The sequence below is a fragment of the Pseudomonas citri genome (genome assembly GCF_025336485.1).
Classification (GTDB): Bacteria; Pseudomonadota; Gammaproteobacteria; order Pseudomonadales; family Pseudomonadaceae; genus Aquipseudomonas; species Aquipseudomonas citri.
In genome coordinates, this window is record NZ_JAODAB010000009.1 from 198,081 (window position 1) to 215,918 (window position 17,838).

Annotated in this window: 15 protein-coding genes; 5 read left to right on the forward strand and 10 right to left on the reverse strand. The window is 59.7% G+C overall.

All coding sequences use genetic code 11. The annotated features are described in order from the left end of the window. Positions 1-6: 6 nt before the first annotated feature. The 3 genes from tssM to N4Q37_RS13275 are packed head-to-tail and all read left to right on the forward strand — an operon-like array spanning position 7 to position 5,128. Positions 7-3,474 (forward strand): type VI secretion system membrane subunit TssM, encoded by a 3,468-nt coding sequence (tssM, locus tag N4Q37_RS13265; protein ID WP_260958449.1) that lies wholly within the window; start codon positions 7-9, stop codon positions 3,472-3,474. After that, positions 3,474-4,199 carry a PP2C family protein-serine/threonine phosphatase gene (locus tag N4Q37_RS13270; protein WP_260958450.1) on the forward strand — a complete coding sequence of 242 codons (726 nt, stop codon included), beginning with the start codon at positions 3,474-3,476 and terminating at the stop codon, positions 4,197-4,199. Before tssM ends, N4Q37_RS13270 begins: the two co-directional genes overlap by 1 nt. Next, on the forward strand, positions 4,196-5,128 hold the full coding sequence (locus tag N4Q37_RS13275) for a serine/threonine-protein kinase (RefSeq protein ID WP_260958451.1): 933 nt from the start codon (positions 4,196-4,198) through the stop codon (positions 5,126-5,128). The genes N4Q37_RS13270 and N4Q37_RS13275 overlap by 4 nt, the downstream gene beginning before the upstream one ends. A 12-nt stretch (positions 5,129-5,140) precedes the next feature. Here the strand turns inward: N4Q37_RS13275 and N4Q37_RS13280 are convergent, their stop codons facing one another. The 10 genes from N4Q37_RS13280 to N4Q37_RS13325 all read right to left on the reverse strand — a co-directional run bounded on the left by N4Q37_RS13280 (position 5,141) and on the right by N4Q37_RS13325 (position 14,957). After that, positions 5,141-7,102 (reverse strand): DUF4105 domain-containing protein, encoded by a 1,962-nt coding sequence (locus N4Q37_RS13280; protein WP_260958452.1) that lies wholly within the window; start codon positions 7,100-7,102, stop codon positions 5,141-5,143. Next, a complete protein-coding gene (locus tag N4Q37_RS13285) occupies positions 7,099-7,419 on the reverse strand; it encodes a DUF2388 domain-containing protein (RefSeq protein ID WP_003187020.1) in 321 nt (106 codons plus the stop codon). The genes N4Q37_RS13280 and N4Q37_RS13285 overlap by 4 nt, the downstream gene beginning before the upstream one ends. 27 nt (positions 7,420-7,446) lie before the next feature. Then, the gene (locus N4Q37_RS13290; RefSeq protein ID WP_260958453.1) at positions 7,447-7,752 is read right to left on the reverse strand and encodes a DUF2388 domain-containing protein; all 306 of its coding nucleotides are present in this window, start codon (positions 7,750-7,752) and stop codon (positions 7,447-7,449) included. 106 nt (positions 7,753-7,858) lie between these two features. Beyond that, positions 7,859-8,176: a DUF2388 domain-containing protein gene (locus tag N4Q37_RS13295; protein ID WP_260958454.1), complete on the reverse strand. Its 318-nt coding sequence runs from the start codon at positions 8,174-8,176 to the stop codon at positions 7,859-7,861. A 325-nt stretch (positions 8,177-8,501) separates the two neighbouring features. Continuing rightward, on the reverse strand, positions 8,502-8,717 hold the full coding sequence (locus N4Q37_RS13300) for a DUF1127 domain-containing protein (RefSeq protein WP_260958455.1): 216 nt from the start codon (positions 8,715-8,717) through the stop codon (positions 8,502-8,504). 319 nt (positions 8,718-9,036) lie between these two features. After that, a complete protein-coding gene (locus tag N4Q37_RS13305) occupies positions 9,037-10,530 on the reverse strand; it encodes an acetyl-CoA hydrolase/transferase family protein (protein WP_260958456.1) in 1,494 nt (497 codons plus the stop codon). A gap of 199 nt (positions 10,531-10,729) precedes the next feature. After that, positions 10,730-12,163 (reverse strand): NAD(P)(+) transhydrogenase (Re/Si-specific) subunit beta, encoded by a 1,434-nt coding sequence (locus tag N4Q37_RS13310; RefSeq protein ID WP_260958457.1) that lies wholly within the window; start codon positions 12,161-12,163, stop codon positions 10,730-10,732. Continuing rightward, the gene (locus tag N4Q37_RS13315; RefSeq protein ID WP_260958458.1) at positions 12,163-12,486 is read right to left on the reverse strand and encodes an NAD(P) transhydrogenase subunit alpha; all 324 of its coding nucleotides are present in this window, start codon (positions 12,484-12,486) and stop codon (positions 12,163-12,165) included. The genes N4Q37_RS13310 and N4Q37_RS13315 overlap by 1 nt, the downstream gene beginning before the upstream one ends. Positions 12,487-12,501: 15 nt before the next feature. Beyond that, positions 12,502-13,623 carry a Re/Si-specific NAD(P)(+) transhydrogenase subunit alpha gene (locus N4Q37_RS13320; RefSeq protein WP_260958459.1) on the reverse strand — a complete coding sequence of 374 codons (1,122 nt, stop codon included), beginning with the start codon at positions 13,621-13,623 and terminating at the stop codon, positions 12,502-12,504. 437 nt (positions 13,624-14,060) lie between these two features. Next, a complete protein-coding gene (locus N4Q37_RS13325) occupies positions 14,061-14,957 on the reverse strand; it encodes a LysR family transcriptional regulator (RefSeq protein WP_260958460.1) in 897 nt (298 codons plus the stop codon). 157 nt (positions 14,958-15,114) lie between these two features. Here N4Q37_RS13325 and N4Q37_RS13330 point away from each other — a divergent pair, with 157 nt between their 5' ends. Beyond that, positions 15,115-16,296, forward strand: coding sequence for an acyl-CoA dehydrogenase (locus tag N4Q37_RS13330; RefSeq protein ID WP_039593369.1), 1,182 nt, complete (start codon positions 15,115-15,117; stop codon positions 16,294-16,296). A gap of 10 nt (positions 16,297-16,306) precedes the next feature. Then, complete coding sequence (locus tag N4Q37_RS13335; RefSeq protein ID WP_260958461.1) at positions 16,307-17,530, forward strand: CaiB/BaiF CoA transferase family protein; 1,224 nt, start codon at positions 16,307-16,309, stop codon at positions 17,528-17,530. The last annotated feature ends 308 nt before the right edge of the window (positions 17,531-17,838 follow it).

Below are 17,838 nucleotides of genomic sequence, written 5' to 3' on the forward strand. Positions count from 1 at the left end.
TGTGTCATGAAATTGCTTTTCAGGAAAGCCGCGGCATGGGTGCAGCAGACCTGGGTCTGGACGCTGCTGTCGGTTCTTGGCGTGACGTTGTTGGTGTGGTTCATCGGACCGTTGCTGGCGGTCAACGACTATAAGTTCTGGGCAAGTCCGACGGCCCGCTTGCTGACGGTCAGTGCGCTGCTGTTGGGTTGGGGCCTGTGCATGGTTTTCGTCAGTGGACGGGAACGTGAGGCGGGTCGTGCCCGGGAGGACGAGACGGATCCTTCGCCGTTGCCGCGTCTGGCCAGGATTGCCGAGGAGCAGCGTGAACTGCGTTCGCGGTTCGGGGACGCGTTAAAGACCTTGAAGCATTCGAGCCTGTATCCCGGTCGTAGCGAACGCTGGCGCAACGAGCTGCCCTGGTATCTGATGATGGGGCCGCCTGCCAGCGGCAAGACCCGTTTGTTGGAGTGTTCGGGCCTGGAACTGCCCTTCGAGAGCTCGGAGCGAAGACCGATCGGTGAGGTGCCGGGCACCCGGTATTGCGATTGGTATTTTGCCGAGAACGCGGTGTTGATCGATACCGCCGGGCGTTACCTGTGCCAGGTGGACAGCGAAGTCGATGGCAGCGCTTGGGCCGTGTTGCTCAAGCTTTTACGCAAGCGCCGCCGTCATCGTCCCTTGAGCGGTGTACTGGTGACGGTTCCGATGGAGGTCTTGCTGGGCAGCGAAGGCCAACTCACGACGCTGGCCTGCCAGGTCCGCAGTCGCTTGCAAGAGCTGCACCGACGGCTGCACGTCGATGTACCGATTTATCTCATCCTGAGCAAAGCGGACGGTGTGCCTGGCTTCAACGAGTTCTTCGATTCGCTGACGCGCGAGGAGAGCGACCAGATGCTGGGGGCGAGCTTCAATCGCGACCTGCGGGGTAATGGTGTGAGCGCCGTGCGCGCCGAGTTTGAAGCATTGCTGCGTCGGCTCAACAGCCAGGTGACCCTGCGCATGCATCAGGAGCGCGATCCGCGGCGCCGTAGCCGCATCCTTGAGTTTCCCTACCAACTGGGCAACATCGGCGCCAACCTGTGCCAATTGGTCGAGATGGTGTTCACCGGCAAGGCTTGCCATCTGCGCGGCTTCTACTTGACCAGTGCATTGCAGCCGCCCCGTCCCGTGGACTTGTCCACCGTGCGGGGCGGTGCGATCTTTCGCGCGAGCAGTGCCTTGCACGATGGGCGCTCACGACGTACTCATCCCTTGCTCAGTCGGGTGATCTTTCCCGAAGCCGGTCTGGCGGGCCTCGATCCGCGCGAGCGTAACCTCATGCAGTGGCACCAACGAGCGTTTTACCTCGGTGCGCTGACCACCCTGGGCCTGTCTGGCTTGTTGTGGGCCAATGCGTTCTCGGCCAACCATGAGCGTTTGGAACTCCTGCGTGCATTGGCCCAGCGCTGGGATCAGCAGCGCTCTACCCAGGCGGACGTTGACTGGCTCACGATGCTTGAATCGCTCGATACCCGTTTCGAGGCCACCGGGGTTTTCCCTCCCGGCAGTTCGATGCCGCTGCATGAGCGCGGCGGTCTTTACCAGGGTGAAACAAGCAACCCGGTGGTGGTCGACGCCTACAGGCGTGAATTGCACACGCAATTGCTACCGCGGGTCGCGCAGACGCTGCAAGCGCATATCCGCGATAACTGGAAGGACCGCGAACAACTACTCAACAGCTTGCGCGCTTACTTGATGCTGGACCTGCAAGAGCGTCGCGACAGCGGGTGGTTGAAGAACCGCATGGCCAGCGACTGGTCCCGGCGTTATGCCGGCAATCCTGCGCTGCAACAACGGTTGAACGCGCATTTCGAGCGCCTGCTGGAGCAACCCTTCACCTACGCGTTGGACGAGCCATTGGTGACGCAGGCTCGGGAAGTCCTGCGCAGTGAATCCCTGGCCACCGTCGTTTACCGGATGCTGCGTGAACAAGCCGACCATCTACCACAATACCGGCTCAGCCAGCATTTGGGCCCACAGGGTGGGTTGTTGGTCGGCACCGATCAGCTCATCCCAGGCTTCTACACTCGCGAAGGCTACGAGCAATACTTTTCGATCCAGGGCTCGGCGCTGGTGACCGGATTGCTGCGGGACAACTGGGTCCTGGGTGAAAGCGCGAGCCTCAGCGGCACGGACATGCGGCGCCTGATGGGCGAACTGGAACAACTGTACTTTCGTGACTATGCCGACCACTGGAGCGAAGCGGTCGGCCTGGTGGCTTTGCACTCGATCAGCGATGCAGGTGAAGGGGCCCGGCAACTGGCAGGGTTGGCCTCGGCTCATTCGCCGATCGTGCAGTTGCTGGTACAAGTGCGCGAAAACACCCGGATCCAGGGGGTTGCCGAGCGTATCGACGAGGTGGCGCAAACGTCCGGGACAGCTGCGGGGGCGGTGGCGAAACTTGCCGCTGTGGCCGAGCACATCGAAAGAAGACCGGACACCGCGCAAAAATCCTTGCAGAGACGTTTTGAACCGCTGCATCGCCTGCTGGATGCGGACAATGGTCCCAGCGCTGATCTGGTCCAGGCCTTGCGTGCCCTCGACGAGGTGCAACTGCAACTGGCGGGCCTGGCCCGAGCCAGTGCTCCGGAGCATGCCGCGTTCGAACTGGCCAGGAGCCGCATGGGTGGTCAGCGCGATGCGTTGAGCAACTTGCGCAATGCCTCGGTGCGTTTGCCTCGTCCGGTCAACGTCTGGTTCAACGGACTGGCCGAAGAGAGTTGGCGCCTGGTGCTCAACGACGCGTACCGTTACCTGAATCTGCGCTATCAGAGCGAGCTGTACAGTTTCTATGGCTCGGCGATCGACAAGCGCTACCCGTTCAGTGCCCACAGCGCCAGCGACGTTGCCCTCAATGACTTCCGGGCGTTCTTCAAGGATCAGGGTATGGTCGAGGGATTCTTCGAAAGTTACCTCCGGCCCTTTGTCAGCGGTCATCCGGGGCACTATCGCTTGCGCAGCATCGACGGCCAGAGCTTGCCGGTCTCCAGGGCCTACCTGGACCAAATGACGACAGCACACACCATTCGCCAGAGCTTTTTCGCCGAAGATCCGACCGAACCGCAAGTGCAATTCAAGCTTGAACCCTACACCCTGGATCCTGCGGTGAGTCGGTCCGAGTTTCGCTTCGGCGACAAGTCGCTGGAATACCGTCACGGTCCGATCCTGCCCATGGCGTTCACCTGGCCAAGCGCCGCGCAAAACGGTCGCACGGCGCTGGTACTCGACAGAATGACCGGGCGTGGGCTTGGCATCGAGAAAAATACCGGGCCGTGGTCCTTGTTCCGCTTGTTCGACCTGATGCAGAGCGAGTACCTGACCGGACGCGATGTGCGGGTGCTCAAGGCGGATCTGGGAGGGCTGCGGGCCAACTATCTGTTGACTAGCCAGCGCACGCCGAATCCGTTCGATTTGGGCGCGTTACGCACGTTCCGTATGCCGGCGCAGCTCTGATGCAGAGGGTTGCTCCCTGGCGCAGCGCTGCGCGCACCGACCCAGGCAAGGTCCGGTCCCGTAACGAGGATGCTTTCCTGGAGTGCCCACATCGCGGGCTCTGGGCGGTGGCCGATGGGATGGGTGGGCATTCGGGCGGTGATATTGCCAGCCAGTTGATCGTGACCAGCCTGGCGGACCTGCCGCCGCACCACGGCTTGGAGGATCGAGCGAAAGCGGTGCGCCAGTGCCTGCGCTGGACCAACCGTCGGCTGAGCCAGGAATTGACTGTCACCGAAGATCATTGCGGTGTGATGGGCAGTACCGTGGTGGCACTGTTGCTGGAAGGTGATCGTGGGGTCTGCATCTGGGCAGGCGATAGCCGTTGCTACCTGTGGCGTGACCGGCGCTTGTATCAATTGTCGAAGGATCATTCGCTGCAACGACAATTGATAGACACGCAACGTCTCAGTCTCGACGAGGCTCGTGCCCATCCCGCAGCCAACGCGCTGACCCGCGCGGTGGGGGCCGCGCACGAGCTGGTGTTGGAGGTGCTGGAACTCAGTGTCCATCCAGGCGATACGTTTTTGTTATGCAGTGATGGCTTGTACCAGCACCTGAGTGGCGAATCCCTGGGTCATGCATTGAGCCTGGCTTCACCGCGCAGGGTGCTGGAGCGTCTTTTCGAGGACGTGCTGCGCGGACCGGCGCGGGACAACCTCACGGCCGTGGTGATCCGCCAGTGAACGAGGGGAGTCATCGGGTCACCGGTTGCGCCTCTTCCAGCGCGGCACCCGTTGCGAAACTGCACTCACTCGGTATCAAGGATGTGCCGGAGCTGGTTGCGGGACGTTATCGCCTCGAACGCTTGCTCGGTGCTGGCGGCATGGGGGCGGTGTATCGCGCAAGGGACCTGCTGCACGAACAATACGGTGATCCACAGCCCTGCATCGCGCTGAAAATGCTCCGGAAGGAATTCAGCGAGTCCTGCGACGCGAGTGCGCTGCTTTACAGCGAATTCGCCTTGACCCGGTACCTGCGGCATCCGAACGTGCTGCGCCCCTATACCTTTGATGTGGACGCTGGCTGCGGGCAAGCCTTCATCACGCTGGAGCTGATGCACGGCCTGACGCTCGACCAACTGCTTTGCGAACGTCCCCTGGGCCTGCCCTGGCATGAGCTGCGGGCCATCGCCGTGCCTCTGCTCGACGCCCTGGCCTATGCCCATGGTCGTGGGGTGCTGCACGGCGATATGAAACCCAGCAACGTCATGCTTAATGGTGCGGATGTGCGTTTATTCGATTTCGGCTTGGGACTTGCCGAGGAGGGGCCGTTGAAGGACCTGCCGGGTTTGAATCGCGAGCGCCTCAAGGCCTGGACGCCAGGTTATGCGGCCCCGGAATTGCTCGAGGGCTGGCCTTTGTCCCGCAAGGCCGATGTCTATGGTGTGGCTTGTCTGTTGTATGAGTTGGCGAGCGGCAAGCATCCGTTTCGCCGCTTGCCGTCCATCCAGGCTCGCGATGCGGGGCTGGAGCGTGAACTCAAGCCGCCGCGCGATCTGCCCAGGCGTTGTTGGAGGGCGCTGCGTTCGGCGCTGGCCTTTGATCCCAGGCAGCGCAGCATCGAGGCGCAACAACTACGAGACGCTCTGGCTAGTATTTCGTCCTGGTGGTGAGGGCGGTGGGCATCACGGCAACTCCAACCCACCGCCTGCCTTGTGCAGTTTCCTCAAGTGCTCGCCGATTTCCTTGACGTTGGCCTCGCTTGCGGCAATTTCGGCCGCCCGTTCTGGCTCAAGCAAAGCGCGGACTTCTTTATCCAGGTCTCCGGTCAGCGTCTGGAGCTGCTTCTGGCGCAAACTGCTTTCCGATTCCAGTCGCTGCCATTCGCTGGGTTGCGGCAACCCGTAACCACTGCTGCCCAGCAACTCGGCGGGGCGGCTCAGGAAACCGCTGTTGGCCAGGATCTGTTGCAGTGTCGCGTTGGCCTTTTCCATGCCGCCGTTCTGCAATTCACGGGCTCCGAGGTAACGTTGTTTGACCTCGTCCTGGGCCAGCAACAGTTGTCGGCGGTAACTGGCCTGTTCCAGTAACAGCAACGCGGCGCTGGTGCGCAGGTCGGCCTGGTCGAACCAGGTACGGCGTTCGGCGGCCTTCAGGGCCAGCCAGTCTTCCACCGTTTGCTGTTGGATGGGCAGGTGCTTGCGCAGTACATCGAACATGGCTTGGTAGCGGTCGCGGAATGAGTCGAAGCGATAGCCCAGGCGCAAGGCTTCCTTGGGGTCATCGAGCACGCTGGTGTCGGCCAGGCCCCGTCCCTTGAGCACTTCCAGCAGCCCGTTAGGCATGATGCTGTCCAGGCCTTTGAGTTGCGTGTTGTTGCTGCCGCTGCGCAGCAGTTTCAAGCTCTCCACCGCACAGTTATTGGAGAGGAAGTAGTAGTTGCCGTCATAGCTCCAGTGCATTTCGGCGGCATGTTCGACCGTTTCCTCGATCTCGGTACGCGACAGGTTCAACGGCACGGACGCCAGGCTGCGCAGTTCGGTCTTGGTGTATTCGTCGATCACCTGGGACAGCGGCAGCACGAATAGCCGCGACGGGTATTTGCCGACCAGGCCATCCCAGCTCGACAACTGCACATCGCCTACGAACGCGCGGTATGACAGCACTAGGTGCTGGTCCAGGTCCAACCGGCAATCCGGTCCACGCGGGCGGCCCGGGGCGCAAATCACCAGTCGGAGCATGCTGTGGCCCCAACGGCTGACCCAGTTCTGGTTGGCTTCGGCCAGCAGGTAGTCGATGGCGTAGACCCGCTCGGGGTCAACCTTGCCCAGTGGGGTCTTGGCGAAATCATTGCCGGCGTTCAGGAAGGCGAACGACTTGGCGCAAGTGTCCTTGGCGGCGGGTGCCCAGCCGAAGTGTTCCTGGTAATAGCGATAAAGTGCGGGACGTCGGCAGGCGTAGCTCGGGTCGAGGAGAAAGTATTCCATGTTGACCGCGACGAACTCCTTGGGGCTGCTGGTCTCGTAGAGGTCGGGGCTGCGGGCGACCTGGCGGTTGTGCTGTTCACGCTCGCCACGCCGGCCGACGTACTGGGGCCAGCCGGCGAGGTCCAGCAAACGAGGGTCATCGCTGAGGGTAAAGCGGCGATCGTTCTGGCCCCGGCATTCGTCGGGGAGGCCGATCAGCCCGGCGCTGCCTTGACGTCGGGTACAGCGTTGGATCAGGACGCGCTCGGCATCCGGCCATAAGCGCGAGCGGTCATAGATGTGGGTCAGTTCATGCAGGACGGTGGCGAGCATTTCCCGCCGCACGGTGCCGTGGGGGCGCTGGGTCTTTTGGGTGGCAGCGCTGCCGTCAGTGAGACTGTCGAGCAGGTTGCGGTTGAGGTCCAGTTGCGACACCAACGAGGCTTGGCCGTAGGCATTGGCGGGCATCTGGTCGGTCCAGCCGACGTCGATGCGCCGGTCCAGTCGCTCGATGAAGCTCGGCGGCAGGGCCTGCATTGCTTCATCGAGCAGCGCCTGGCTGGCCCGCTGTTGCGCCGGGCTCAACCCTTCACCGTTGAGGTGCAATTGCAGGCCGGCCTGGGCGGTGCTGCTCATCAGCAGCACCAGACCGGCCGTCAGCCAGGCGGCAAGCCGCCTCACAATGCGAGGATGGCTTCGGCAAGCACCTGATCACTGGCATCGCGCGCTTCTGGTACGCGGGTGCGCAAGGTGTCGAAGGCGGCTTCGAGGTGAGCGCCACGAATCTCGCCGTTACTGGCGACGAAACTGGCGGCGTCGTCATGGGCTTCGCGGACGATTTTCGAATCACGGATGGATGTAGTGGTGTCGGAAGTGAAATCAATCGTGCGCTGGGAGGCGCGAACGATGATGTTACTGGTGGCTACCAGGGTGTGTGCCTGGGCCACATCGGCCAACACCAGCAGGCCTAGTGCGGCAGCAATCAGCGGGCTACGCATGGAATGACTCCGGAAAAATAAGGATAACTATTGGACGAGAATTGCCTGTGCCAGTTCAAGGTCGCTGGCGTGAAGTTTTGGCTGGGTCCGGCGCAGATAATCCAGTGCCGACTCCAACTGTGCGCCTCGCAATTGTCCATCACTGGCGACGAATGCCGCGGCATCATCATGAGCGGCGACGAGCAGTTTATGGTCGAAGGGCGCGGCGGTCACCATGCTCGTGGCGTAGCCGGCGGCTACCACTAGCTGAGTGGACGCATCGAAGGCATTTGCCGGGACTGACCCACCAAAAGCCAGGAGAAAGGTGAGGAGCAGAGCTGGGGAAAAACGCATGGGGCTCGACAGTTGATAACGAGCCTGAAGGCTAGCGCAAAGCGCCAGCCCAGAGCCAGGGCTGAAACATCGGAACACGCTTTAGGGGCCGATATTTCATCTTCTGTCAGATCACCAGAATGGCTTGCGCCAGTTGTGCATCGGTAGCGTTCAGCTGTGGCGCCTGCTGACGGATGTAATCCAGGGCGCTTTCCAGTTTCACCCCACGGATGGCGCCTTCGCTGGCCACGAAGCTGGCGGCGTCATCGCGGGCAGCCTGGACGATCTTGTTGTCACGCAGCGACGAGGTTGCATCGGACGTCGCATCGGACGTGGCCTTGAGCGCGCCGACGACAGCGTCTGTGGTCACGATAAAGCTGCTGGCGCTGGATTGGGTGGCGACGGCCAGCAAGGCAGCTGCGCTGAGCAGGCGAAGACGGGTCATGATGAAACTCCTTGGATGATGAGATGGCGCGATGCGCGTAGCAGGCGGAGGAAACGCATGCTGGATGCGCATTACCAGGTGCGCCTCGATATTAAGGCAGAACGAGTCGGTTGACAGCTTTGGCGTACCCGAGCGTTGCGTTATCCCGCTGCGGGAAAACTGTACCTGTAATTATTTAAGATTAAGAAAACTGTTATGTTCTGGGGATGATGTGAAAATAGATCCTTGAAAACGACAAGACCCGTCGCGGTTTCCCGCGACGGGTCTTGTTTGTTCAATTCGGTGCTGGCGGTGGACCCGGTGGGTCAGGGCCAGCGAGGCTGAGTTAGCGCCAGAACGGCTTGCTCAGCTCTTCGTAGCGTTGTGCTTCGCTGATACCAGCGTCAGCCAGCAGACGCGAATCCAGACGAGCCAGTTGATGGCGGCTGGAGATGCGGCGCTGCCACAACATCAGGTTGGCGATCACGCGCAGAGGCAGGGAAGCCTGGTTTTTTTCAGCTTTGTCTTCGAAAAACAGCTCGGAACTGAGTGTACGTTCCATGGTTGACATCCTTCCGCTTGTGGCGGGATTAGGTAGTGGTTTAACTGGTGCCCATGATCCTCTCGTTTGGCCAGTCTCTCTAGATACAGTTCATCTGTATTGTGAGAGACCAGTTAACTGTTAAAGAGCGGTGTACTGGTCGATATTGAGGCAACTGTACCTGTCAGCACTAAAATTGTGCATTCTTGGATGTCCAAGGGTGTCTGATAGGAAAATGTTGTAGGAAATCACCGGTACAGCAGTACAGTTTTTGTAAGAATGGAGACGTGTCTTTAACTCACTGCAAAACTGTATTTGCCCTACCGGTGATCCAGCTGTATCAAACCGCGAGCATGCGCCCGGTTTCTTCCAGGTTGATGTGCCAGCTCAACGCTTCGCGAAGGATGTGAGGTGTGTGTCCACCCAAGGCGCACGCGGCTTCGAAATAATCATTCAAGGCCTGGCGATAGGAGGGATGCACACAATGGTCGATGATCGCCCGGGCCCGTTCCCGTGGCGCCAGGCCCCGCAGGTCGGCGAGGCCGACTTCGGTGACCAGGATGTCGACGTCATGTTCTGTGTGGTCCACATGGCTGACCATCGGCACTACGCTGGAAATCGCGCCACCCTTGGCAATTGATTTGGTCACGAAGATCGCCAGGTGGGCGTTGCGGGCGAAATCCCCCGAGCCCCCGATGCCATTCATCATTCGCGTGCCGCAGACATGGGTGGAGTTGACGTTGCCGTACAGGTCGAATTCCAGCGCGGTGTTGATGGCAATGATACCCAGGCGCCGCACGACTTCGGGGTGGTTGGAGATTTCCTGCGGACGCAGCACCAGCTTGTCCTTATACCTTTCAAGGTTGCCGAAGACGTCGGCGTTGCGTCGACCCGACAAGGTAATGGAACTGCCTGAGGCGAAACTCAGCTTGCCCGCATCGATCAGGTCGAATGTGGAGTCTTGCAGGACCTCGGAGTACATGGTCAGGTCCTCGAACGGGGACGCGATCAATCCACACATGACGGCGTTGGCGATGTTGCCGATACCCGCCTGCAGTGGCCCAAGCTTGTTGGTCATACGTCCGGCCGCGACTTCCTGCTTGAGGAAATCGATCAAATGATCGGCAATCGCCTGGGTCTCGCTGTCCGGTGGAATGACGGTAGAGGGCGAATCCGCTTGTTGAGTAATGACGATGGCGGCGATCTTCTCCGGCGGGATCGGGATGGCGGTACTGCCGATGCGGTCGTCGGCCTTCACCAGGGGGATGGGAGTGCGGGTCGGCCGGTAGGTCGGTATATAGATGTCGTGCAGCCCTTCCAGGTTGGGATTGTGGGCGAGGTTGATTTCAACGATCACCTGCTTGGCGAAGATGGCGAAGCTGGCCGAGTTGCCCACCGAAGTGGTGGGCACGATATGACCCTGTTCGGTAATGGCTACCGCTTCAATCACGGCGATGTCGGGTAGCTTGAGCTGGGCGTTGCGCATTTGCTCAACGGTTTCCGAGAGGTGCTGGTCGATAAACATCACTTCGCCAGCGTTGATCGCCTTGCGCAGGGTGCTGTCGACCTGGAAGGGCATGCGCCTGGCCAGTACGCCGGCCTCGGTCAGTTGCTTGTCCAGATCATTGCCCAGGCTTGCGCCGGTCATCAGGCTGATTTTCAGTGGGGTGGTCTTGGCGCGTTCGGCCAGGGCATGAGGCACCGCCTTCGCCTCACCGGCGCGGGTAAAACCGCTCATGCCGACGGTCATGCCGTCCTCGATCAACAAGGCTGCTTCGGCAGCGCTCATTACCTTATTCAATAAAGAGGGGAGGCGGATGCGATCACGGTACATAGGTCATTGTCTCGGGCTGGAAGCAAGATGCGCAGTCTAGTGAATTCGCGCCATGCCCGACCCGCTACATAAGTCGCATTTGAGGCGTCTATTACGGGCGTTTCAGGCAAAACATTGTTACCGGATCGGTAACGTTTCGCCTTGATACAAATCAAAACGCCCCGACATGTCGGGGCGTTGTTGGTCAAGCGACGAAGCCTTATTCCACGGCTTTGACCATGTCTTCGATGACCTTCTTGGCGTCACCGAACACCATCATGGTCTTGTCGAGATAGAACAGCTCGTTGTCCAGGCCCGCGTAGCCGCTGGCCATCGAGCGCTTGTTGACGATGATGGTCTTGGCCTTGAAGGCTTCCAGGATCGGCATGCCGGCGATCGGCGACTTCGGATCGTTCTTCGCCGCCGGGTTGACCACGTCGTTGGCACCCAGCACCAGCACCACGTCGGCCTGGCCGAACTCGGAGTTGATGTCTTCCATCTCGAACACCTGGTCGTAAGGCACTTCGGCCTCAGCCAGCAAGACGTTCATGTGCCCAGGCATACGACCGGCCACCGGGTGGATCGCGTACTTCACGGTCACGCCATGGTGGGTCAGCTTCTCGGTCAGTTCTTTCAGCGCGTGCTGCGCCCGTGCTACCGCCAGGCCATAGCCCGGTACGATGATTACGGTGTCGGCGTTGGTCAGCAGGAACGTTGCGTCGTCAGCGGAACCGGACTTCACCGGGCGGGCCTCTTTCGAACCGGCCGGACCAGCATCCACGGTGTTGCCGAAGCCGCCCAGCAGTACATTGAAGAACGAACGGTTCATCGCCTTGCACATGATGTACGACAGGATCGCACCACTCGAACCCACCAACGAACCTGCGATGATCAGCATCGAATTGTTCAGCGAGAAGCCGATACCCGCCGCCGCCCAGCCGGAGTAGCTGTTAAGCATCGACACCACCACCGGCATGTCAGCGCCGCCGATCGGGATGATGATCAGCACGCCCATCACGAAAGCCAGGGCGAGCATCAATGCGAACGCAGTGAGGTTGCCGGTGAGCATGAATGTTACGCCGAGCCCCAGTGTTGCCAGGCCCAGCACCGCATTCAGCTTGTGCTGACCGGAAAACTGTACCGGCGCACCTTGGAACAGGCGGAACTTGTACTTGCCGGAGAGCTTGCCGAAGGCGATCACCGAACCCGAGAAGGTGATGGCGCCGATGGCTGCGCCGAGGAACAGCTCCAGACGGTTGCCCGCCGGGATCGAGTCACCCAGTTGTTTGACGATGCCCAGCGACTGTGGCTCAACCACGGCGGCAATGGCAATGAACACCGCTGCCAGGCCGATCATGCTGTGCATGAAGGCTACCAGCTCCGGCATCTTGGTCATTTCAACGCGCTTGGCCATGATCGAACCGGCGGTACCGCCGATCAGCAGGCCGACGATCACATAGCCGATACCGGCGGTGGCCAGCTCAGCGCCCAGCTTATAGATGAGGCCGACAGTGGTCAGGATTGCCAATGCCATGCCAAGCATGCCGAACAGGTTGCCGCGACGCGACGTGGTCGGGTGCGACAGGCCTTTGAGAGCCTGGATGAAACAGATCGACGCGATCAGATAGAGCGTCGTGACGAGATTCATGCTCATTACTTGGGCGCCTCTTCTTTCACGCCTTTCGGGGCTTTTTTCTTGAACATCTCAAGCATGCGGCGCGTCACCAGGAAGCCACCGAACACGTTCACCGCCGCCAGGGCCACGGCCAGGGTTCCCATTGACTTGCCCAAGGGCGTTACGGTCAGTGCGGCAGCAAGCATGGCGCCGACGATCACGATGGCCGAAATGGCGTTGGTTACGGCCATCAATGGCGTGTGCAGTGCGGGTGTAACGTTCCAGACCACGTGATAACCGACATAAATCGCCAGCACGAAGATGATCAGGTTATAGATACCGGGGGAGATGAGCTCTTCCATTGTCTGAATCCCTGCTTAGGCGTTTTTGCGGATGACCTGGCCGTCGCGGCACATCAGGCACGCGGCGACGATGTCGTCTTCAAGGTTCACGTCGAATTGACCTTCCTTGGTGAAGACCAGCTTCAGGAAGTCCAGCAAGTTGCGGGCATACAGCGCCGAAGCGTCCGCCGCGACTTCACCGGCCAGGTTGGTCGGGCCGACGATGGTCACGCCGTTCGCGACAACCACTTGATCGGCCACGGTCAGCGGGCAGTTGCCGCCTTGGGCTGCCGCGAGGTCGATGACCACCGAGCCGGGCTTCATCTGCGCAACGGTTTCGGCGCTCAGCAGGGTGGGTGCCTTGCGGCCCGGAATCAATGCAGTGGTAATAACGATGTCCGCCTGCTTGGCGCGTTCATGCACGGCCTGGGCCTGGCGCTGCATCCAGCTGGCAGGCATCGGACGCGCGTAACCACCGACGCCGACGGCGCACTCGCGCTCTTCATCGGTCTCGTAAGGCACGTCGACGAATTTGGCGCCAAGGGATTCGATTTGTTCTTTCACGGCTGGACGCACGTCCGATGCCTCGATCACCGCACCGAGGCGCTTGGCCGTGGCGATTGCCTGCAAACCGGCCACGCCAGCGCCGAGAATCAGCACGCGCGCCGCTTTCACGGTGCCCGCAGCCGTCATCAACATCGGCATGAAGCGTGGATAGTAGTGGCCGGCCAGCAGCACGGCTTTATAGCCGGCAATGTTCGCCTGAGACGACAGCACGTCCAGGCTTTGGGCGCGAGAAGTACGTGGCGCGGCCTCAAGGGCGAACGCGGTAATGCCGCGCTCGGCCAGCTTGGAAATGGTTTCGTTGTTGAACGGATTGAGCATGCCCACCAGAACGGTGCCGCTCTTGATCAGCGCAAGTTCGCTGTCGTTGGGAGCAACCACCTTGAGGATCAGCTCGGCCCCGAACGCATCATTGGCAGTGCCAATGGTCGCGCCCGCCGCTTCATAGGCACTGTCAATAACACTGGCCTTGAGGCCCGCGCCGCTTTGAACAGTCACTTTATGGCCTTGGCCGACCAGCTTCTTGATGGTTTCCGGGGTAGCAGCAACCCGTGTTTCACCCGTTTGGGTTTCGAGGGGAACACCAATGTGCACGTCAAATCTCCTGCGTGATCTTATTGAGTAAACCCAGGCACTTCGGATGGTGCGGCTGGGGGCGGCCGATCAGCACGATCCCGCCTGAAAACAGGCGGGGCGCGGCATTTTGCAGGCGAAAATTCAGCCCTTCAAGGGATTATGACGGGTGACGGAAAATTAACTACAAGTCACCCTGTGACCGAATGTCGCAATTATCGACCGGCATCCCACGTAGGCCGTGCTGTTCAAGGATTCAGGCTCAAATTGACAAAAACTCCCATCGGCCAAATGAATAAGCCCTGATAGGGTGCGCTATATGGCTCAAAGCCATGTATTTAAACGCTTTAGAGACTACGGTACTAAATTGGTAACAGATTGACTGAATGCGACATATAGTTATATCTGTAGCGACTTTGATTAGTTGACTACCTAAATAGGATATTAAATTTTCCTTATTAATCAATAAGATAGTTGTTTGCCTGTTTCACCAGCCAATCGCGAAAAGCCCGAAGTGAGGCCGATTCGACCTTTCGCTCAGGAATCATCAGGTAGTACGCCTTGACGCTCGACAGCGCGTTACGGTTGGCGATCACCAAGCGTTTCTCCGTCAGTTCACGCTGGATCAAAAAGGGTGGGATCAATGCAATCCCCATGTCGTGCATGGCGGCTTGGGCCAGCATGGAGAATAGTTCATAACGCGGGCCTGTCAGGTCTCGTGCAATGTTCAGGTTCTGTGCGTTGAACCATTGGCGCCACGCATATGGGCGGGTGGTCTGCTGGAGCAAGGGCAGCTCCGCGATGGCTTCCGGTGTCAGGCTGTCCTGGTCACCGAGTAGGGCCGGACTGCATACAGGCATCGGATTCTCGCCCATCAGTTTGTGGGATTCGGTACCGGACCAGTCTGCATCGCCGAAATAGATGGCGGCGTCAAAATCGGTATCGGCAAAGAGAAAGGGACGCGTGCGATTGGTCAGGTTGACCGTGACTTCCGGGTGCGCCTGTTGAAAGTCCTTGAGGCGCGGCAGCAGCCATTGGGTCCCGAATGTTGGCACCACCGCCAGCTCGATCACGTTGGCACCGGTGTGCCCCATGACCGACAGGGTATCGCGCTCGACAGCGTCCAATTGGGTAGCCACCCGTCGACTGTAGGAAAGACCCGCCTCGGTCAGCTTGACCCCGCGCCGCGAGCGTCGGAACAACTCCACGCTGAGAAAATCCTCCAGGCTGGCGATCTGTCGGCATATGGCTCCTTGGGTCAGGGAGAGCTCCTGGGCGGCCTTGGTGAAGCTTTCATGACGAGCAGCTGCCTCGAAGCTGACCAGGGCGGCAGTGCTGGGGATTTTGCGGCGCATGTACGACTCCCTCACTCATTAGCGAAATAAACGTGGTTTATGACGTTTACGAAGTGAGAAATTAGCACAACAGCGTGCAGAATCGTCGTTTGCTTTGGTAGGAAACGGCGCCTAGGATCCATGCATGCTTTCCACTTAATCGATGAGGACCTCTTTCATGGCCGGTAAAGCGAGCTTCAATTGGATCGATCCGTTGTTGCTGGACCAGCAGCTCACTGAAGAGGAGCGCATGATCCGCGACACTGCTGAGCAGTTCGCCCAGCAAAAACTTGCGCCGCGCGTGCTGGAAGCGTTCCGTCATGAAAAAACCGATCCGGCGATTTTTCGTGAGATGGGTGAAGTGGGGCTGCTGGGAGCGACCATTCCCGAGCAGTACGGCGGCAGTGGCCTGAACTATGTCAGCTATGGCCTGATCGCCCGGGAAGTGGAGCGCGTCGATTCCGGCTATCGCTCGATGATGAGCGTGCAATCTTCGCTGGTCATGGTGCCGATCAATGAGTTCGGTACTGAGGCCCAGAAGCAGAAATACCTGCCGAAGTTGGCCTCTGGCGAATGGATCGGCTGTTTTGGCCTGACCGAGCCGAACCACGGTTCCGATCCTGGGGCGATGATTACCCGTGCGCGCAAGGTGGAGGGCGGCTACAGCCTGACCGGCAGCAAGATGTGGATCACCAACAGCCCTATCGCCGATGTCTTTGTTGTCTGGGGTAAGGATGACGCTGGCGATATCCGGGGCTTCGTGCTCGAGAAAGGCTGGAAGGGCCTGAGTGCGCCGGCCATCCACGGCAAAGTCGGGCTGCGGGCCTCAATCACCGGTGAGATCGTCATGGACAATGTGTTCGTTCCGGAAGAAAACATCTTCCCGGACGTGCGTGGCCTCAAGGGGCCGTTCACTTGCTTGAATTCGGCGCGTTACGGCATTTCCTGGGGGGCCCTGGGAGCCGCTGAGTTCTGCTGGCACACCGCTCGCCAATACACCCTGGATCGCCAGCAGTTCGGTCGCCCTCTGGCGGCCAATCAGTTGATCCAGAAAAAACTGGCCGACATGCAAACGGAAATCACCCTTGCCTTGCAAGGATGTCTGCGACTGGGTCGCATGAAAGACGAAGGTAGCGCTGCGGTGGAAATCACCTCGATCATGAAGCGCAACTCCTGTGGCAAGTCGCTGGATATCGCCCGCATGGCGCGGGACATGCTCGGCGGCAACGGTATTTCCGATGAGTTTGGCATCGCGCGACATCTGGTGAACCTTGAGGTGGTGAATACCTACGAAGGCACGCACGACGTCCATGCGCTGATCCTCGGGCGGGCGCAAACCGGAATCCAGGCGTTCTATTGATAGGAGAACGATGATGGGCGCGCTTTCGCATCTGCGTGTACTGGATTTATCGAGGGTGCTGGCCGGGCCTTGGGCGGGGCAGATCCTTGCGGACCTGGGGGCAGAGGTCATCAAGGTCGAGCGTCCTGGGAGCGGTGACGATACCCGCGCCTGGGGGCCGCCCTTCTTGAAGGATGCACTGGGCGAGAATACGACCGAAGCGGCCTATTACCTGTCGGCCAATCGAAATAAACAGTCAGTCACGATCGACTTCACCCGTCCGGAGGGGCAGGCGTTGGTGCGAGAGTTGGCAGCCAGGTCCGACATCCTGATCGAGAACTTCAAGGTGGGCGGGTTGGCAGCCTATGGGCTGGACTACGATTCGCTGAAAGCGGTCAATCCGCAGCTGATCTATTGCTCGATCACCGGCTTTGGCCAGACGGGCCCTTACGCCAAGCGCGCAGGGTATGACTTCATGATCCAAGGGTTGGGAGGCTTGATGAGCCTTACCGGTCGACCTGAAGGTGATGAGGGGGCTGGGCCGGTCAAAGTCGGCGTTGCACTGACGGATATTCTTACGGGGCTTTATTCGACCGTTGCCATCCTGGCTGCGTTGGCTCATCGCGATCATGCGGGGGGCGGGCAGCACATTGATATGGCCTTGCTGGATGTTCAAGTGGCGTGTCTGGCCAACCAGGCGATGAATTACCTGACCACGGGTAATGCGCCGAGGCGGCTGGGCAATGCGCACCCGAACATCGTGCCTTATCAGGATTTTCCTACGGCTGATGGTGATTTCATCCTTACCGTAGGTAATGACGGTCAGTTCCGAAAATTTGCCGAGGTTGCCGGTCGGCCGCAATGGGCCGACGATCCTCGTTTCGCCACGAATAAGCAGAGGGTGGCAAACCGGGCGCTGCTGATCCCCTTGATCCGTCAGGCGACGGTGTTCAAGACCACGGCTGAATGGGTGGCTCGGTTGGAAGAGGTGGGGGTGCCTTGTGGGCCGATCAATGATCTGGCCCAAGTGTTTGCCGATCCTCAAGTAAGGGCTCGTGGCCTCGCAATGGAGCTGCCCCACGCTTTGGGGGGCATGGTGCCGCAAGTCGCCAATCCGATTCGCTTGTCCGAAACACCCATACAGTATCGAAGTGCACCGCCGTTGCTGGGGGAGCATACGTTGGAGGTGTTGCAGCGGGTGCTAGGGCTGGACGAGGCTGCGGTGGCGGGGTTTAGAGAGGCGGGGGTTCTGTGATCCTTGCTGTCATATTAAGGCGGGCTTTCGGTGGCGAGAGGGGGAGGGCTGGTTTCAGGTGTTTTGCAACTTATTGATAGAAAAGCAAAATAAGTGTTGACGGCGAATTCTGGATCTCTATAATTCGCCCCACTTCCGGCGCAGTCGAAACGGAAAACTCCTTGAGATTCAATGAGTTAAGTAAGTTTCGAAGGTGCAGGGCTTCAATTCATCGAAGTCCGGAAGCGCTGAAAAAAGAGGTGTTGACAGCAGCGAGTAACGCTGTAGAATTCGCCTCCCGCTGACGAGAGATCGAAAGCGCAAGTGGT